This window comes from Shewanella sp. SW24 (genome assembly GCF_025653395.1).
Classification (GTDB): Bacteria; Pseudomonadota; Gammaproteobacteria; order Enterobacterales; family Shewanellaceae; genus Shewanella; species Shewanella oncorhynchi.
This window is the reverse complement of record NZ_JAKKSH010000004.1, coordinates 155844-172518: the sequence shown is the minus strand read 5'-3', so window position 1 is coordinate 172518 and position 16675 is coordinate 155844. Positions and strand designations below refer to the sequence as shown.

At 43.9% G+C, this 16675-nt stretch carries 14 protein-coding genes and 1 pseudogene; 6 read left to right on the top strand and 9 right to left on the bottom strand.

What is annotated here, in order from left to right; genetic code table 11:
- Positions 1-80: 80 nt before the first annotated feature.
- Together pglZ and brxL are read left to right on the top strand one after the other, a co-directional pair.
- Positions 81-2732 (top strand): BREX-1 system phosphatase PglZ type A, encoded by a 2652-nt coding sequence (gene pglZ, locus L5M17_RS05760; RefSeq protein WP_263145888.1) that lies wholly within the window; start codon positions 81-83, stop codon positions 2730-2732.
- A 254-nt stretch (positions 2733-2986) separates the two neighbouring features.
- The gene (brxL, locus tag L5M17_RS05755; RefSeq protein WP_411568933.1) at positions 2987-5065 is read left to right on the top strand and encodes a protease Lon-related BREX system protein BrxL; all 2079 of its coding nucleotides are present in this window, start codon (positions 2987-2989) and stop codon (positions 5063-5065) included.
- A gap of 471 nt (positions 5066-5536) precedes the next feature.
- On the opposite strand, the gene L5M17_RS05750 is transcribed toward brxL, so the two are convergent.
- The 5 genes and pseudogenes from L5M17_RS05750 to L5M17_RS05730 form a co-directional block, all read right to left on the bottom strand.
- Positions 5537-5818, bottom strand: coding sequence for a hypothetical protein (locus L5M17_RS05750; protein ID WP_263145883.1), 282 nt, complete (start codon positions 5816-5818; stop codon positions 5537-5539).
- 42 nt (positions 5819-5860) lie between these two features.
- Entirely contained in the window at positions 5861-7144 is a 1284-nt protein-coding gene (locus L5M17_RS05745) for a metallophosphoesterase (RefSeq protein WP_263145880.1), read from the bottom strand.
- Positions 7145-7281: 137 nt separating this feature from the next.
- Entirely contained in the window at positions 7282-7962 is a 681-nt protein-coding gene (locus tag L5M17_RS05740; protein ID WP_263145878.1) for a hypothetical protein, read from the bottom strand.
- Between the two features lie 239 nt (positions 7963-8201).
- Positions 8202-8492: a hypothetical protein gene (locus L5M17_RS05735; RefSeq protein ID WP_263145875.1), complete on the bottom strand. Its 291-nt coding sequence runs from the start codon at positions 8490-8492 to the stop codon at positions 8202-8204.
- 182 nt (positions 8493-8674) lie between these two features.
- Positions 8675-8968, bottom strand: a pseudogene (locus L5M17_RS05730) (IS256 family transposase); the annotation flags it as partial.
- Positions 8969-9013: 45 nt separating this feature from the next.
- On the opposite strand from L5M17_RS05730, the gene L5M17_RS05725 reads away from it, so the two are divergent.
- Both L5M17_RS05725 and L5M17_RS05720 read left to right on the top strand, forming a co-directional pair.
- A complete protein-coding gene (locus L5M17_RS05725; protein WP_263145873.1) occupies positions 9014-9172 on the top strand; it encodes a hypothetical protein in 159 nt (52 codons plus the stop codon).
- Positions 9173-9495: 323 nt separating this feature from the next.
- Positions 9496-9636 (top strand): hypothetical protein, encoded by a 141-nt coding sequence (locus tag L5M17_RS05720; protein ID WP_263145870.1) that lies wholly within the window; start codon positions 9496-9498, stop codon positions 9634-9636.
- A gap of 94 nt (positions 9637-9730) precedes the next feature.
- On the opposite strand, the gene L5M17_RS05715 is transcribed toward L5M17_RS05720, so the two are convergent.
- The 3 genes from L5M17_RS05715 to L5M17_RS05705 form a co-directional block, all read right to left on the bottom strand.
- Complete coding sequence (locus L5M17_RS05715; protein ID WP_242068414.1) at positions 9731-10621, bottom strand: DMT family transporter; 891 nt, start codon at positions 10619-10621, stop codon at positions 9731-9733.
- A gap of 671 nt (positions 10622-11292) precedes the next feature.
- Entirely contained in the window at positions 11293-11793 is a 501-nt protein-coding gene (locus tag L5M17_RS05710) for a peptidylprolyl isomerase (RefSeq protein WP_105252328.1), read from the bottom strand.
- A gap of 61 nt (positions 11794-11854) precedes the next feature.
- Positions 11855-13258: a DEAD/DEAH box helicase gene (locus L5M17_RS05705; RefSeq protein ID WP_263145863.1), complete on the bottom strand. Its 1404-nt coding sequence runs from the start codon at positions 13256-13258 to the stop codon at positions 11855-11857.
- A gap of 310 nt (positions 13259-13568) precedes the next feature.
- Between L5M17_RS05705 and L5M17_RS05700 the strand changes: the two genes are divergently transcribed.
- Positions 13569-15341, top strand: a complete 1773-nt coding sequence (locus tag L5M17_RS05700) for a DUF885 domain-containing protein (RefSeq protein ID WP_263145860.1) — start codon at positions 13569-13571, stop codon at positions 15339-15341.
- A 251-nt stretch (positions 15342-15592) separates the two neighbouring features.
- Here L5M17_RS05700 and L5M17_RS05695 read toward each other — a convergent pair whose 3' ends face one another.
- Positions 15593-15913, bottom strand: coding sequence for a hypothetical protein (locus tag L5M17_RS05695; protein WP_028760093.1), 321 nt, complete (start codon positions 15911-15913; stop codon positions 15593-15595).
- 220 nt (positions 15914-16133) lie between these two features.
- Here L5M17_RS05695 and L5M17_RS05690 point away from each other — a divergent pair, with 220 nt between their 5' ends.
- On the top strand, positions 16134-16628 hold the full coding sequence (locus tag L5M17_RS05690) for a putative 4-hydroxy-4-methyl-2-oxoglutarate aldolase (RefSeq protein WP_263145858.1): 495 nt from the start codon (positions 16134-16136) through the stop codon (positions 16626-16628).
- Positions 16629-16675 lie beyond the last annotated feature (47 nt).

Below are 16675 nucleotides of genomic sequence, written 5' to 3'. Positions count from 1 at the left end.
CACTCAGAACGTTGCGTGAATGTTATTCAATTTCACCGTGAAAGAGCCGCAGGACTGCAGAAAAAATAACAGAGTAATTAATGGACACATCTCAATTAGAGCAAGCTCTTAATATGAAATTCACCGAAAGCCGGATTGTGTTTTGGCACGATCCGGAGCAAAGCTTTGTCGATGTGCTTAACGAGTTATCACTGTGGCATCAAGATGCGCCAGTATGTTTGCTCAATATGGCCCATGAGTCGCAGTTGGCGGTACGTTGCCGGATTGATTTGCCGAATTTACAGGCTTTGCCCGATTTACACTCACAGCCTCAGGCCCAAGCATTTTTACTGTATTGGCCGAGTGCTGAGCCTGTTGCCGCCGAGGATTGGCTGCTAGACATGCGCTGCTACAGTGAGACGTTTTATGCCGATGCGGCCTCCATTATTCTCAACGAGCTTGGGCTGCATGATATGTCGCTGCGGGAGCACATTGCGGCGCGGCAAACCTTTTTTGCCAGTCAGGAGCGACTGAAAACCCTTAAAGCCCGCATCGATGGCCGCAGTGGCCAGGAAACACCGCTGACGCTGGACATGAAAATTATCAGTGTGCTACTGGGGTGCAAGGCCAATTTCCCCGATATGCTGATGACTCTTGGCAGCTTTTTGGTTGATGAAGATGAGAGCACCATCGTTAAAGAGCTGGCGCTGCTTGAAAAGCATGGTGTGCTGGTAAGCTTTTGGGCACTGATGGCGGAGCATTTTGATTACCTTGTCTTTTCAGATGAGTCAGTAACGCCAAGTCTAAATGACTTGTTTAGACGCATGTTTGTTAGCGAGTGTTATGAGTTGATGGACGGTGCAAGACCGCAATGGATGAAAGGTTTACTGCTGGCCAATCCTTCGGGCCGCGCTAATGCCATGACATTGTTGGGCTTGTGGCGAGATTCGAGTCGCTATGGTGACGATTACCGTCAATTGTCGGCTATGCTCGCTAAGCAGTTAGAACTGAGTAACCGTTTAACAACCTTAGAGACCTCGCAGTTGTTGGCGGTTGAAACCTTTGAGGCGGTGGAGCAATGGCTTATTCGGGCGTTAGTGGACGATTTACAGGCGGGGGGATTGGAGTTTTCTCGTGCCGATTTTGCCATGTTACTGTCGCGCCGCCGCCAAATGTACTGGGCGCGAAGTACACCCAAATACCGCAGTTTATACCAAGCACTTAGCCATGCTGAACAGCTATTTGAGTTAAGAAGGCGCTTTCCTGATGGATTCCATTATCCTAGTGCTCAGGCCATGTATTTGGCTTATGAGAAAGAACTATTTCAGTTTGACGCCTCCTACCGATTATTTAATGAGGCGGTGGATGAGTTGCAGGGGCAGGCGGTGGAGATCCTCGCGAGCCTCGATGCCGCTATTGAAGACCTGTACGTAAACTGGTACCTGTACCAACTGGGGCTTAGCTGGGATGGACTGCTTGCCAAAGAGCAGCGTCTTGAACACTGGCAGTTGGGCATTCCGGCGCAGCAGCAATTTTTTGAAACCGCAGTCCGTTCTCGTTTGGCGCAAGTAGGGATTCGACGTCAGTTTGTGATTATCAGTGATGCGCTACGCTACGAAGTCGCCTATGAGTTGCAGAGTGAGATAAATCAAGCCAAACGCTTTTCGGCTCAGTTGAAAAGTCAGCTTGGGGTACTGCCCAGTTACACTCAGCTTGGCATGGCTGCGTTGTTACCCCATAAACTGTTGGGCTATTCAAGCGACGGAGCAACAGTGCTGGTGGATGGCAAAAGCAGCGCAGGCCTTGCAAATCGCAGTGCCATTTTGGCTAGCGTCGGCGGGCTTGCCATTTCTGCCAAGGATCTGTTTGGCTGGACCCGGGCTCAGGCCAATACGGCAGTGGGCGAGGCCAGCGTGATTTACATTTATCACGATGTGATTGATGCCACAGGGGATAAGGCAGCAACTGAACATCAAACTTTTAGCGCAGTACGCAAAGCGATTGGCGAACTGCAAGCGCTGGTGGCCAAAGTGATTAATGGTTTTGGTGTTACGCGAGTACTGGTGACCGCAGACCATGGCTTTTTGTTCCAGCAGGCGAGCCCAGTGGCAGCGGTTAAATCGGGCTTACTTCACGAACCTGCTGGTACGGTTGAAGCCAAAAAACGTTATTTGCTGGGGCGTAATCTGCCACAAAACGACGAGGTGTGGCATGGCCAGCTGTCACAAATTATTGGTGGTACGACAGATATGGAATGTTATCTACCGCGCGGAGTAAGCCGGTTTCATTTTGTCGGCGGAGCGCGCTTTGTCCATGGTGGCGCAATGTTGCAGGAAATTTGTGTTCCTATTCTTGAGGTGCAGGAGCTACGTGGTAAGAAGTTACAGCAAAATGAAAAGCAAAGAGTCGGTGTAGTTCCAGCGCATCAACCCATTAAGCTGGTTAATGCTATTGATAAAGTTCGCTTTTTACAAACTGATGCCGTTGGCGATAAGTTTAAGCCGCGCAATGTGCGCTTTGGTATAGTGGATGATAATGGCTTAAGCGTTTCGGCTATCGAACGGGTGATGTTTGAGTCTGCATCTTCAAGCCTCGATGAACGAGTTCAGGACGTGCGACTTAAGCTTACTGCTGAGCAATACGATCGTAAGGCACATTATCAGTTAGTGATCACCGATGATAACGAAGGGATTGAGCTTGCCCGTTACCCTGTGACCATTGACTTGGCTTTTAGTAATGATTTTGGTTTTTAAGATCAATTAAAAACCAATCAATCACTAATATCTTATTGATATATAAAATTAACAACAGGGCAGTTAGTGCCCGCAAGGTGAACGGCATGTCGACACTCGAAAATCACAGTCCTGACGGTGAGTTTTTAGGTAAGGTAGAACAGGCTGAGTCTGTATCTGTTACCCATGTGACCAATAATGTGGTGATCCAGCAAATGGATGTGTATCAGAGCGGCAGTGGGCTCGATGGGCAAAATACACCAGATACAGAGGCTATGCCTAGTCTTGGTGCGCCCAAATCCGCAGCGGATGAAATTGCTGAGCTGAATTCGGCGGATCTCGATACCCGCCTTAATCGTTTTTTTAAGGGTAAAGTGGTTCGTAAAGACCTAACTAAGCAATTAAAAGAAGGCGCTAACGTGCCAGTATATGTTTTGGAGTACTTGCTTGGGATGTACTGCGCCTCTGACGATGATGAGGTGGTGCGCGAAGGACTGGAAAACGTTAAGAAGATCTTGGCGGAAAACTACGTACGTCCCGACGAGGCTGAAAAGGTTAAATCGCTGATCCGCGAGCGTGGTAGCTTTAAGGTGATTGATAAGGTTGGGGTAAAACTCAACCAGAAAAAGGATGTCTACGAGGCGCAGTTATCGAACCTAGGCATTAAGGATGCGGTGATCCCATCGAACATTGTCAAGCAGAATGAGAAGCTGCTGACGGGTGGGATCTGGTGCATCATCACCCTCAATTATTTTTATGAAGAAGGTCAAAAAACCTCACCTTTTTCAGTTTCCATGCTTAAACCGATTCAAATGCCGTCCATGGATATGGAGGAGCTGTTTGCCGCTCGCGCTTATTTTTCAACCGATCAGTGGTTAGATGTACTCATTCGGTCCATCGGCATGGAGCCTACGAACTTAAAACATCGTGTTAAGTGGCATTTATTGGCGCGGATGATCCCCTTTGTTGAAAATAACTATAACGTGTGTGAACTTGGACCTCGTGGTACGGGTAAAAGCCATGTGTATAAGGAGTGCTCGCCCAACTCGCTGTTGGTCTCTGGCGGGCAAACCACGGTTGCCAATTTGTTTTATAACATGAGTTCTCGACAAGTCGGCTTAGTGGGCATGTGGGATGTCGTAGCCTTTGACGAGGTCGCAGGTATCACTTTTAAAGATAAAGATGGCGTGCAGATCATGAAGGATTACATGGCGTCGGGATCGTTTTCTCGGGGACGTGATTCGATTGAAGCTAAAGCTTCGATGGTGTTTGTCGGCAATATCAACCAGAGCGTCGAAACCCTGGTTAAGACCAGTCATCTGTTAGCGCCATTCCCTGAGGCAATGATCGACACTGCCTTTTTTGATCGCTTCCATGCTTATATTCCCGGTTGGGATATTCCCAAGATGCGGCCAGAGTTTTTTACCAATAATTATGGCCTGATCACCGATTACCTTGCTGAATATATGCGCGAGATGCGTAAACGTAGCTTCTCGGATGCCATCGATCGCTACTTTAAGTTAGGTAATAACTTGAACCAGCGCGATGTGATTGCCGTGCGTCGTACTGTGTCTGGATTATTGAAGCTGCTGCATCCCCATGGTGTATTTGATAAAGAAGATGTACGCCGTTGTTTGACCTATGCTCTGGAGCTACGTCGGCGTATCAAAGAGCAGTTGAAGAAACTCGGCGGGATGGAGTTTTTTGATGTGCATTTTAGTTACCTTGATAATCAAACGCTGGAAGAGTTTTTTGTCAATGTACCGGAGCAGGGCGGCAGCCAATTGATCCCCGAAGGATTGGGTAAACCTGGTGTGGTGCATATGGTGACGAAAGGGGGCACTGGTCAACTGGGGCTTTATCGTTTTGAAACTCAAATGACGCCAGGTAATGGCAGGCACTCAACCTCTGGCCTTGGCTCAAATACGCCTGCAAAGGAAGCCATTCGGGTAGGATTTGATTACTTTAAGGGTAACTTGAATCGAATCAGTGCAACGGCTAAGTTTTCAGAGCATGAATACCATCTTCATGTCGTAGAGCTTCACAACTCAGGCCCAAGCACTAAAACAAGCCTTGCTGCGCTGGTGGCATTTTGTTCCATCCTGATGAGTAAACCTGTGCAGGAACAAATGGTGGTGCTTGGGGACATGACGCTCGGCGGTGTGGTCAATCCAGTAGAAGATCTGGCAGGCAGTTTACAATTGGCAATGGACAGCGGCGGTAAGCGAGTATTACTGCCCATGGCGTCTGCCTCGGATATTCCAACCGTACCGGCGGAGATCTTCTCCAAGTTTCAAATCAGTTTTTATGCCGATCCTGTGGATGCGGTATATAAAGCACTGGGAGTGAATTAGCCATTTGAGGTGATGCCGACCAGATAAGACAGATAATCTTTAGGTTCTTATACCTCAGATTGTCAATATTAATGTTACCTATATGGGCTACTCTTTCTAGGATGAGAAGCCCATTTTTTATTTTGGATGGAATCTTTTATGATGAAAGTTAACCTGCTGATACAGCCCCTCATCAGGTAAGCTAGGCTTGGTGTTTTTTACTTATTGAAGTTCTAAGGTGCTTGCGGTGCCACTGAGGATGTTTAACTCGCAGCCCCCAATGGGGTTTTTAACTTTTTTACTATTTGCACCTTCTATGCTCGCCAAATGACTAGCTAACTCATAAGCTAAGGCCGCTTCAGCGAGTTACTGATCAATGAAGTTAATGTGGCTCCTTGCCTGTTGATGAATTGCTACATAGTCGTCGATTTATAGTCACTCGGGAATAAACGCTTGGTTTGGATGAGGTTACGTACACAAGCATTTTGTGATTTACCAACCCAAATCGGATCTTGAAGTAATTTCTTGAATATTGGTGATGTTGCCGTCGGCTTCGGTGAAGGGAAAGCCGGTGGTTAGTTCCATCCCTAATGCGTAAGCATCGCAGCTCGGGCAGATTGCATAAAAATCCTTACCCTTTGCTAACACACTCTCCTGAATCGATTTAATCGACGGGCGCAGCTCTAGTATCTCGAGCAATGTCTGATGGCTAATGTCTACTCGGGGAGTACTACACACTTTGCAACTATCACCCACTTTCAAATATCGTTTCATATATATTTTCCTAATTAAGAAGTTACCGATGTATCTCTACGCTCAATCCAACTCTGAATTCATCACCAGCTGTAAGCGCTTGGCTAATCGGTCTGCAACGTCAGGCTCCAACTCCTGATTGAAATAGCTTTTGGTTATACCCATCAGATAGCAGGATAACTCCCCCCAGCTCGCTTGTTGGGCCAAAGTAGCCAAAGGGGTTATATAGTTGTCATATTCGTCGCTGCACTCATCGAATCCGTTGACGAAGGCTGGATCCCACTGGTTCAGCAGACACTGACGAATCTCCTCCCATTTTTCTGGTTTTAATAGTGCAGGGGCATAGCGATCAGCAAACTGGTCAAATAACACTCTCATCGCCGCTACTCCCTTCTGACCAAACTCCATGTCACTTAAGTAGTTAAAGTTGCGCTCATGCAGCTGATGTTGCGTCTCATCATGCCACCAGCTGTAAGCTATCAGCTCTCCTTGCGCACTGGCCGCGTTGTAATCGACACATACCACCTTACCGCTGAGTGGCGCAGGGAGTCCTGCTAGAGTGTAGTGACCAATAACAACTGGTGTCTCGATTATCGGATTGCAATGTTCATCAGCCAGTGGAATGGGGGGGATACGATTGACCATATTGGGCTGTACTTGGGCTATATCTCTATAGGTTTTGGCCTCTTCACTCCACCATTTAATCCGGACTCTGTAACGCTCAGTACCCGTTTTATCCTGGAAGCTATAACCCTGCGGTAATGCTAACTCTGGACCTTTGAGCAAGATTTCACATAGCTGATATAGCTCGTGCCGCTCGTCGAAGGCATTGGGCCAATGCTCAACCTTCAAGCTGTTATCCTCGTTGAGATATGGCAGAATTCTTTGGATGGTCGCCTCGTGCCAGCAAGCATGAATAGCTCTGACATGACCAAAATCATAAAAGAGAGGTAGCTTCATAAACCAGTCGATCCAAGTTTTATGCAGCTCACTTCCCTCGTCCACATCTTGAAGGAAAAGTTGATGCTGTTTGCGGTTGTTGTCATTGTGGTGACGAAGCGGTAAGCCTGTATTGGGGTGCTTCAGAGCCCAACCCACGGCATTAAATTCATGGTTTCCCATCAAGCAACAGGCGAGTTCCTGATCACATAGGGCCTTGACCATGGTTAGGGCCTTTTGATGATCAATTTCGACCTCGGGGCCGTTATCGATCAGATCGCCGATGAAAACCAGCTGGCGACGTTCTTGAAGCGGATCAGCAATAAAGTCGAGATGATCGAGCAGCGCACGAAGCTTTCCGTCTTGCCCGTGAATATCACCGATAAAAATCAAATCTTGTCGTGTCATAACCCACCAGAGAGCAAGCTGTGAAAAAACTGAGCCATAAGGAATAGGATGTCAGAAGTACCTATTTAAGAGCGGATAGCACTGGACTATTCCTCTAGCCAAAAAAAGAGCGGGTATAAATTTTTGTTAGGGTATTTTTATGCACTCTTTAGTTGGCGTTGCTGCTCCACTGCATAGCCATTGACGAGAAGTTTCCAAAACAAACCGAAAATGAGCACGAATATGGCTATTGTTAGAGCTCGATTGCTCTTCGTGCGATTGTTATCCGTCGCCGTTGCGAACATTCCGAATATTGTCAACAACATCAGAAAGCCCATTAATATTTTTAATACGCCTACAATAAGGCCAATGAAGATGCTGCTATTGTACTTGATAGAGTTCCACACCGAAATCCCACAGGCGAGTCCTGAAACACAAAAAGAAGCGATGGTGAGATAGGTAGGTATAACTTTCTCTTCAGCAGTGGCATTTTCAGGGGTCAACATTGCGACAATCAAAAAACCAATCATCGGAAACAAAAAAATGGCTACTGACCAAAATGCATCTTGATGATCGTAGTAAAACACAACCCGCCTAGTCCCCACCAAGAAAAGCACAAAACAGACGACTACGATCAACGCTATGCCTACAGACTGTACCATCTGCGTCTTTTGTCCATCAGGAAGTCCGGCATACCAGTCATCAATCTTCTGCAAATAGGAAGATGGTGCAACATCTGTTTGAGCTACGGTCTTCATCTTCATTTCTGCCTGAGCAAAGGACAAACCACAAAATAGAGTTAAAATAATTAAAAACATCACGATAAATATACGACTCACGATCACTCCCTCGTTGATTTGTGATTTTGAAAAACGATCCTTATTATCAATGAGCCTTTTAACTCTGGCCTTCTACCTTCTAATCGTCCTGAAATGACTTGCCTTAGCGGCTCCAGCACTCATTTTAGAACTTTAGGAGCAGTTGATCTTTCGAGAGCGACTTTATGGAATAAGTATCTTCACTATTTAAAATTGAGATGCTATTTATAACGAACCGATGGTCAAAAATACTTTAATCATCATGGCTTATTTTTTAACAAGTACTGGCGACAATACTCATCTGAACTGATTAAAGAGTTAGTTTCGGTTTGTTGTTCATTTTTCTCAAATGGTGGCAGCTTTCGTAGTTTGGGCACTACATATGGCTCAACCCCCATTGCAAGGCGACGATTGTCAACCTCTTCCTGATATTCAGTAGACATAGGGTTTATGCCTTTCCTACGACGATAGGCATCAGAGATACTATCATAAATAAAATCATACTCTTCAGGGAAAAGGGTGTGATGTAGTTCCTTAAAATGATCATCCATAACTAATTCCTTAAAAAACGTAATTCTCACTAAAATTTCATTACATTAAATATTATGTCTACTCTTCAGCAGTGGCATTTGCAGGGCAGAACTCCGGAAATAATATTTCTGTCCGCCCGATGGACAGAATAAAAAAGAATTTAATTTAAGACTATAAAATCTTCTGTATAAGTGGCTGTTTATCACAAAGATACACGGTCACCGTACATAATCATAAACTGCGTCAGAGTAGGCTTTCGCTCCTAGTGGTGCTGTTCACTTTTTAGTCATCTTGTGTAAAATCAGATATAGCAACTTCAGCACTGTAATATCGTCTGGGAATGACCGTCTAGCCTTGATCACTTGACGCAGGCTGTCGTTAAGTGATTCGTTAGCGGTATCTCTGGTGGATTGCTGAATGACACGCTCAGGCGTTTCCAGTTGTCTCGCTGGGATTTGCTGATGCTTGGATGTTGGTTATCCGAGGTTTCGGCAAACTATCATAGGCCTGTTTGGTTTGCTGCAGATTTTGAGAGGTATTAATGATTACCAAACGTCGCAAGGTCAAATCGACAGCATTCTCTGATTTTGTGCGCAACGTATCATCTAGTGAGAAAAGAAAGTTTTTTACAAAAATTATCGAAGAGGCGATCCAAAAACAAAAAGAGGTGATAGCCAAAGGGAATGAGATCGATGGTTAGTTATACGGCATGCTTGTTGTGGCACACTTAAACTTAAACACCATGCAAGCGGTAACTCGCGCTTGCCTATTAGTAATAAAGTCGTTACTGAAACGATGTCTGATCTAGACATTGAAGCTATCAAAATAAGTCACAGATGTGTGAATATTGGTCAAAAATGACGATTAGCGTTATTTGTGGTAAAATTTTTATTGACTTTATAAAAGTCGAATAAAGTCAATAAATACAATTGCTTATTTTATTATCTTGAACTGAAATTGAGGAGCCGGATTCCCAGGGTAAGTCATTGGTCTAATTGAAGAAATTATCAAAAATCGGAAGTAATGCAAAAAGTAATGCAGCTCTTTGGTGCGCCTTTATTTTTTATGATTTTCAATGGGTTGCGTCATGAAGTGGGCTCCCTCTCTCGCCAAATTAAAGCAAAGGGAATCAGTGTATTACTGGTTCCCTTTGCTGCTTTTTGACCTATTTAGGACCAATTCAGGGTGTTCTAGTCCGTTATTCTCCTCACTAAAACCCATCATTTCAGAGATACGATTAGCCATTCTTAGTGAGTCCTTAGGTTTTTGCCGCATTAGGTATGTTATTCGTCGTCATTCTTTTACGCGCTTGAACTAAGGTATAGCCGCCACTTAATACTATGAGTAGGCTTCCCAGAATAGTCAGCAAATCTGGGGATTCTCCAAATATAAATATTCCTAAAGCTAAGGCAAAGAGTAAACGTGTATAACGAAAGGGGCTTACTACCGATACATCTCCAGTGCGCATAGCGATTGTCAGCGCATTATAAGCCATTACACCAAAGACGATTGCTCCAATTATCTGTATTGCTGCGGTAGCACTAAACTGTATTGCTTCATTTTGGTAAATCAGTATCGCTAAGCCTGTAGGAATCAACACAAAAAAACCATACACTCCAAGCTGCATATTAGATAACACGGGAGAAGCTGCGCGTGTTGCTAAATCGCGTCCTGCAAAACCTAAGGTAGCGATAACGGCGAATAAAGATGTGGCCTCAAAACCATCAAGTCCTGGACGAATGATCATCAGCACGCCCATAAAACCAATCAATACTGCAAGCCATCTCTTATGACCCACTTGTTCACCGAACAACAATGCCGCGCCAAGCATGGCGATTAAAGGTGTGGCTTGCAAAATAGCGGATGCACTTGAGAGTGGCGTTAACGTGATGGCTAAAGCAAAACAGAATCGGCCGACGATTTCACATAGTGCACGTACTAATATGGGGGTAGACAAGACTGCAGGATGAAGCACAGTTTCACCCTTTCGCCAGGTTAACAGTATAAAAATCAACATTCCACCTAGGCCAAATAGCGCTAAAATGAGGCCGATAGAGGTGGTTTCTGCTGCGGATTTGATCAGCATGTCTTCAATAGAAAATGCTGCCATCGCAGCAACCATAAACAGACTACCTTTTCTATTATTCAAAATAAATTCCCTAAATGCTTAGACGCTATCTCTAGTCAAAAGTTTTGTCATGAGAGTTCTGGTTTCATCAACAAAGGCACAGAAGTTACGATATAGCTTATTAGAATCCAATAGAAACATCATTTTCTGATCACTATAGCAAGCTTTCTCTGCTTATCTGAATAGGATTCGCTGCTTAAGGTAGTAATGATTCTGGCTTAAAAATAAATAGGGATAATAAGCATTAGCAAGAAATGATAATAGATACAGATATGGTTTTTTTATCTATATCAGATGGCAAGTTAAGCCTCTTTTTACCATAAGGATTATGGTTGGTGTATTGTTTTAATATTATCAACTTGTGCGGCTAGTATAAGATATTGATGTCAGGTATGTGCTGCTGTTTTTCAGCTTTTATGATGAATAACATTGTTTGAAAGAGGTCTATATTGTGAGGTTAATTTTATATGTAGTAGTCTTAAGTCAATAATGGCAACGCTTAAATAATCCATCAGTTGATTTTATACTAAGTGATTTTGTATTGGGGATTTAGTGTTTTTAGGTTTATATAAAATGAATTTGCGTTGAATAGTACGGGAAAGTTAACTAAATAACTTTGGGGAAATGATTAATCGCTCAACTAAAACTGCGCGATTAATCATATTAACGAAAAAATATTGTTGTTTTAAAAATTAACTTTGGATATTAATCGTTACTTTCTCGATGACGATAGGTTCACGGGGCACGTCTTCGTGGCCAGCGACCGTGGTGGTTTTGACTTTCTCAATCTGCTGGATAATGTCCATTCCCGCCGTAACCTTACCAAATACCGCGTAGCCCCAACCGTTATTGGTGGTGGCGGTATGGTCTAAAAAGTCATTATTGGCTGTGTTGATGAAGAATTGCGCGGTGGCCGAGTGAGGCGCATCGGTGCGAGCCATAGCGATTGTGCCTATGGTGTTACTTAGGCCTTTGTTGGCTTCGTTAACGATAGGCTCGTGGGTCGGTTTTTCCTTCATTTTTGCGGTAAACCCGCCGCCTTGGATCATAAAGCCTTTGATTACTCGGTGAAAAATAGTGTGTTCAAAGAAGCCTTCTTCACAATAGCGAACAAAGTTTTTTGAACTGACAGGCGCATGTTCAAAATCGAGTTCTATAGTGATGTCGCCTAGATTTGTGCTAAATGTAATCATGCTAATATCTTCTATCTTAATGAGTTTTTATATCTAATAAGTCACGACTTGTACTGAGTCATTACTTAGTTTTAGGGCCGCTATTCCACGGATTAAAGGGCGCGCTGCGACCCGTTGTATCGTTACCATTGTCAGTCTGAATAGATTGCGGCCGTGTTACATTGGCTTTAACCTCTGGCTTTGATTTTGCGCTGCGATGCTTTTTCGCATGGGCGGTTTCAAAGGAGCCTTCCTTCGCGGGGCGCGAGGATCTGGCCTCAGGTGCCCGAGTTTTAAAGGTTTTTGGCGTAGTATTTTTGGGCACAAAATCGAGAATAGACACAGGCACTTCTTTGTTCGGCACAAAGCCTTCAATTTCTTTACGCACTATGAGGTGACCTAGACGGCGCTCGATAGCACATAGATTCCTAAAATCATCTTTAGAAACAAAGGAGATGGCTTCGCCGCAGGCGCCAGCACGACCGGTTCGGCCAATACGGTGAATATAATCATCGGCTTCATCGGGCAAATCATAATTGACCACACGGGTGAGGGCGTCGATATCGATACCGCGGGAAGCAACGCCAGTCGCGACTAAAAAGCGTAGTTTGCCAGATTTGAAATCCACTAATAATTGCTCGCGTACCGCTTGGCTGCGACCGCTGTGAATGGCTTCGGCGGCAATGCCACGTTTTTCGAGTTGGCTAACCAGTTTGGCGGCGCCTTGTTTCGTCTGGATAAAGATCAGTGCCTGTTCCCACGCTTGCTCAGTGATGAGTTTGCTTAACAGGGCCGACTTTTTATCTTTATCGACAGTGATCAACCATTGGTCGATTTGTGGTGCGTTTGCGCTGTCGCGGGCAATTTCAATTTCGACAGGGTTTTCAACCGCTGTTTTCGCTAAAAAGCGCACTTGCTTAGATAAGGTTGCCGAAAACAACAGATTTTGGCGTTCTGTTGGCAGACGTTCGATGATCTTATTGATGTCTTCGATAAATCCCATATCGAGCATTCTATCGGCTTCATCTAGGACTAATACCGAGATTTCATCGAAATGAATCGCTCTTTGGGTGTACATATCGAGCAATCTACCGGGTGTTGCCACCAGAATATCGACGCCTTCAATAAGACGTTGTTTCTGCGGTGCGGAATCCACGCCACCATACATGGCCATAGACGTCAGCGGCAGGTATTTTGCGTACTTGGCAATATTGTCTTCTACCTGAACGGCCAATTCGCGGGTTGGTGTTAAGATTAATGCACGAACGCGTTTAGCACGGATTTTCGGCATCTCGGCGAACATTTGCAGTATTGGCAACACAAAACTGGCGGTTTTACCTGTACCTGTTTGCGCGCCAGCAAGCAGGTTTTTGCCTTTCAAGATCACCGGAATGGCTTTTTCTTGGATCGGAGTAGGTTGTGAATAGCCGAGCTCAGTGATGGCTCTTAAAATCGGATCGCTTAATCCAAGTTTGGAAAATGGCATTGAATGTCTCAGGTAAAGGGTCAGGTCAATAATGTATAAGCAAACTGTTACGCTAAAGCATGAACAGTGGAGTAGGGCGATATTATAGCAGGAGGTGAAACAGAATAGGCGATTATCATTATTTGTGTGTGTTTGGTAAAGAGGGGCTTAAACGTCGAATAGGCGAATGATAGGCGGAAAAATATTGAGAACTTACAATTTTGTAACCGCGCATGTATTCATGGCTAACATAGCTGCAATTATTGGGACAATATGATTAACTGAGGTAACTTTTGTATGCCTGATAAATCTCAACAAAGGACCCATAATAATGAAAAAAAACGCTATTTCCCTTGCGATAGTGCTATCGCTGGCCAGCCTTGCTGGTTGTCAGTCCCATACGAGTCAAATCGCGCCCGTGGTCGCACCTGAAATTAAAGCCCACTCATTTGAGCAATTTTCAGCATCCTTTATTGATTCATTGTGGGAATTGTCACCGACTTGGGCCTTATACAGTGGCAAGCATGTTAACGATGGTTACCTTGAAATCCCCGATGCAGCAGGTCGAGCAAAGACCTTAGCGTTTGTGAAAGCTCAGCAAGCGCAAGTGACTCAGTTCGAGCAAAAGTCGCTAACGCCGAATGAACTGATTGATTACCATCTGATCGACAATTTACTCGGTAGTATGGCATGGGAAATTGACAGTTTTAAATCTTGGCAGTGGGATCCTTCAAGTTACAACGTATCGGGCGGTTTTGCCCAAATCATCAATGAAAATTTCGCTCCATTAGATGACAGATTACGTTCGGTATTAGCGCGTTTAGAAAATGTGCCAGCTTATTATGCTGCTGCGCAGGCGAACATTAGCAAACCAACATTGGAGCACTCTGAGTTAGCAGTGCTGCAGAATCAAGGTGCATTTTCGGTTTTTTCCGATGACTTATTAAAACAGGTCGCCGACTCTGGTCTGACTGATGCGGAAAAAGCGTTATTTAAAACGCGTTTCGATGCAGCAACTGCCGCGATTAACGGCCATATCGCTTGGTTAGACAAATTAGTGGTTCAACTTAAAAAAGATGGAGCACGTAGTTTTAGAATTGGCGAGGCGTTATATGAGCAAAAATTTGCCTTTGATATCCAAGCGGGGATGACGGCGAAACAGCTATATCAAAAAGCCGTAGCCGATAAAGAGCGTGTTCAAGGAGAAATGGCTAAAATTACCGATAAGTTATGGCCTAAATATTTTACTATGCCAAAGCCTGCTGACAGTAAGCTCGCCATTCGCCAATTAATCGATAAATTATCGACTCAGCATGTTCAGCGCGATGAATTCGTGAATGAAGTGCGTAAGCAAATTCCAGAGCTGATTGAATTTGTAAATAAGAAAAAACTAGTCACATTAGATCCTAAAAAACCACTCGTTGTCCGTGAAACGCCCGAATATATGCGTGGTTATGCCGGTGCATCAATTAGTGCGCCTGGACCCTATGAGAAGTCAGGTAATACTTATTATAACGTGACGCCGCTCGATGGCATGAGTGATGAGTCTGCCGAGAGTTACTTACGTGAATATAATCACTGGATCCTGCAAATCCTCAATATTCATGAAGCCATCCCAGGGCACTACACTCAACTCGTTTATTCTAATCAATCTCCGAGTTTAGTGAAAAGTTTATTTGGCAATGGCGCTATGGTTGAAGGTTGGGCGGTTTATACCGAGCGTATGATGTTAGAAGAAGGCTATGGAAATTTTGAGCCTGAAATGTGGTTGATGTACTACAAGTGGAATTTACGTGTTATCTGTAACACGATTTTGGATTATAGCATTCATGTGAAAGGCATGACCGAAGACCAAGCTATTGCCCTGATGATGAATGAAGCCTTCCAACAGCAAGCTGAAGCCGAAGGCAAGTGGCGCCGTGCGACACTTAGTCAAGTGCAACTGACGAGTTACTATTCAGGTTATCGAGAAATCTATGATTTCCGTGAAGAATACAAAAAATCGCAAGGTAAAGATTTTGACCTTAAAACTTTCCACGAAACATTCTTGAGTTATGGTAGTGCACCAGTGAAATATATTCGCCAATTAATGCAGAGCAAATAAGTTCGCATATTGATATAAATCAGCAGAGCTTAGGCTCTGCTTTTTTATGCCAAATAGCTAGACAGGTATAGTGTGAGCTTAACATAAGTTGGCATTGTTACTTATGAAATGAAATCGTTAACACTGTGCGAATAATGAAAAGCCAAAAATTCTGCCATATAACCGAAAAAGTATATATTTCGTTATATGGCATATGCAGATGTTAATCAAACAATTTCACTGCGTGGTGATAGAGCACAATGGCGATAAACTTACTTCTTAGATTTAGATGATGCCATCAGCGCTAATACTTCATCGTAAGAAATGTTAAATTCTCTAGACAAGTTAATGATTTTTGTTTTGTAGGTTTGAATATTCTCTTGCTGAGCTAATTGATGTTTCTTTTCTTCAACTAACTCATTAACGGTTTCTTGTAATATCAATAATCGACGTAAACTATAGTCGAGAGATTTAATATATTTACCCATTTGTTGCTTGTTACGTGCTTGCTCAAGATCCGTTGAGACTTTCTTATCATATCCATACTCATCAAGAGCTGCGATTGCGCTCTGTAAATCAAGATCAGTTGTCATTTGGTTTTCGCTTTATAACAAAGAGGTGTGGGAACAAATGTATGAAACTTTAAAGAGTGTCATAGGACGTTAACTATCGCAGATTATAATGCTTATGCCAATATACACCAAGCCTTTGCACGTTAAAATGAAATAAAAAATTCCGCTGATTTTTGCTTTGACCTTGTCGGGGTCTACAATAATGAGTAGTCTAAAGTTATAGACTATCATGGAGATTCAAATGCTTGATCTACTACCAGATTTATTCGACCACTATCCGTCTAAATTACAGTTACTTCCCCTTGTATTTAAACCCTTTGGTGGTAAACGGCTCTTCTGGGGCGAGATAGTCACAGTAAAGTGTTTTGAGGATAATTCAAAGGTAAAAGAGATACTTGCACAGGATGGGCATGGAAAAGTGCTCGTTGTCGATGGCGGTGGTTCTCTGCGCCGCGCATTGTTAGGTGACCTCATAGCGCAGAGCGCCTTAGATAATGGTTGGCAAGGGATAGTGATTAATGGTTGTGTTCGCGATGTGGCGAGATTAAATACTTTCAGCTTAGGTGTCTTTGCCTTAGGGGCTATGCCGATAAAAACCGAAAAGTTAGGTCAAGGCCAAATTAATGTGGCTGTCGATATGGGGGGCGTGACGGTTAAGCCAGGTATGATGCTCTATGCTGATGAAAATGGTATTGCAGTAAGTGATGAAATGTTGAACTTTGCATTTTTAAATTAACATTTCTAAATGCATTAGTTGCTATAAATTCAAGTTGTTTTTTGATA

Bases quoted from the DNA above. Each gene is read 5' to 3' on its own strand.
- pglZ (WP_263145888.1), top strand. From the start codon at position 81: ATGGACACATCTCAATTAGAGCAAGCTCTTAATATGAAATTCACCGAA.
- brxL (WP_411568933.1), top strand. From the start codon at position 2,987: ATGCCTAGTCTTGGTGCGCCCAAATCCGCAGCGGATGAAATTGCTGAG.
- L5M17_RS05750 (WP_263145883.1), bottom strand. From the start codon at position 5,818: ATGAAACGATATTTGAAAGTGGGTGATAGTTGCAAAGTGTGTAGTACT.
- L5M17_RS05745 (WP_263145880.1), bottom strand. From the start codon at position 7,144: ATGACACGACAAGATTTGATTTTTATCGGTGATATTCACGGGCAAGAC.
- L5M17_RS05735 (WP_263145875.1), bottom strand. From the start codon at position 8,492: ATGGATGATCATTTTAAGGAACTACATCACACCCTTTTCCCTGAAGAG.
- L5M17_RS05725 (WP_263145873.1), top strand. From the start codon at position 9,014: ATGATTACCAAACGTCGCAAGGTCAAATCGACAGCATTCTCTGATTTT.
- L5M17_RS05720 (WP_263145870.1), top strand. From the start codon at position 9,496: ATGCAAAAAGTAATGCAGCTCTTTGGTGCGCCTTTATTTTTTATGATT.
- L5M17_RS05710 (WP_105252328.1), bottom strand. From the start codon at position 11,793: ATGATTACATTTAGCACAAATCTAGGCGACATCACTATAGAACTCGAT.
- L5M17_RS05705 (WP_263145863.1), bottom strand. From the start codon at position 13,258: ATGCCATTTTCCAAACTTGGATTAAGCGATCCGATTTTAAGAGCCATC.
- L5M17_RS05700 (WP_263145860.1), top strand. From the start codon at position 13,569: ATGAAAAAAAACGCTATTTCCCTTGCGATAGTGCTATCGCTGGCCAGC.
- L5M17_RS05695 (WP_028760093.1), bottom strand. From the start codon at position 15,913: ATGACAACTGATCTTGATTTACAGAGCGCAATCGCAGCTCTTGATGAG.
- L5M17_RS05690 (WP_263145858.1), top strand. From the start codon at position 16,134: ATGCTTGATCTACTACCAGATTTATTCGACCACTATCCGTCTAAATTA.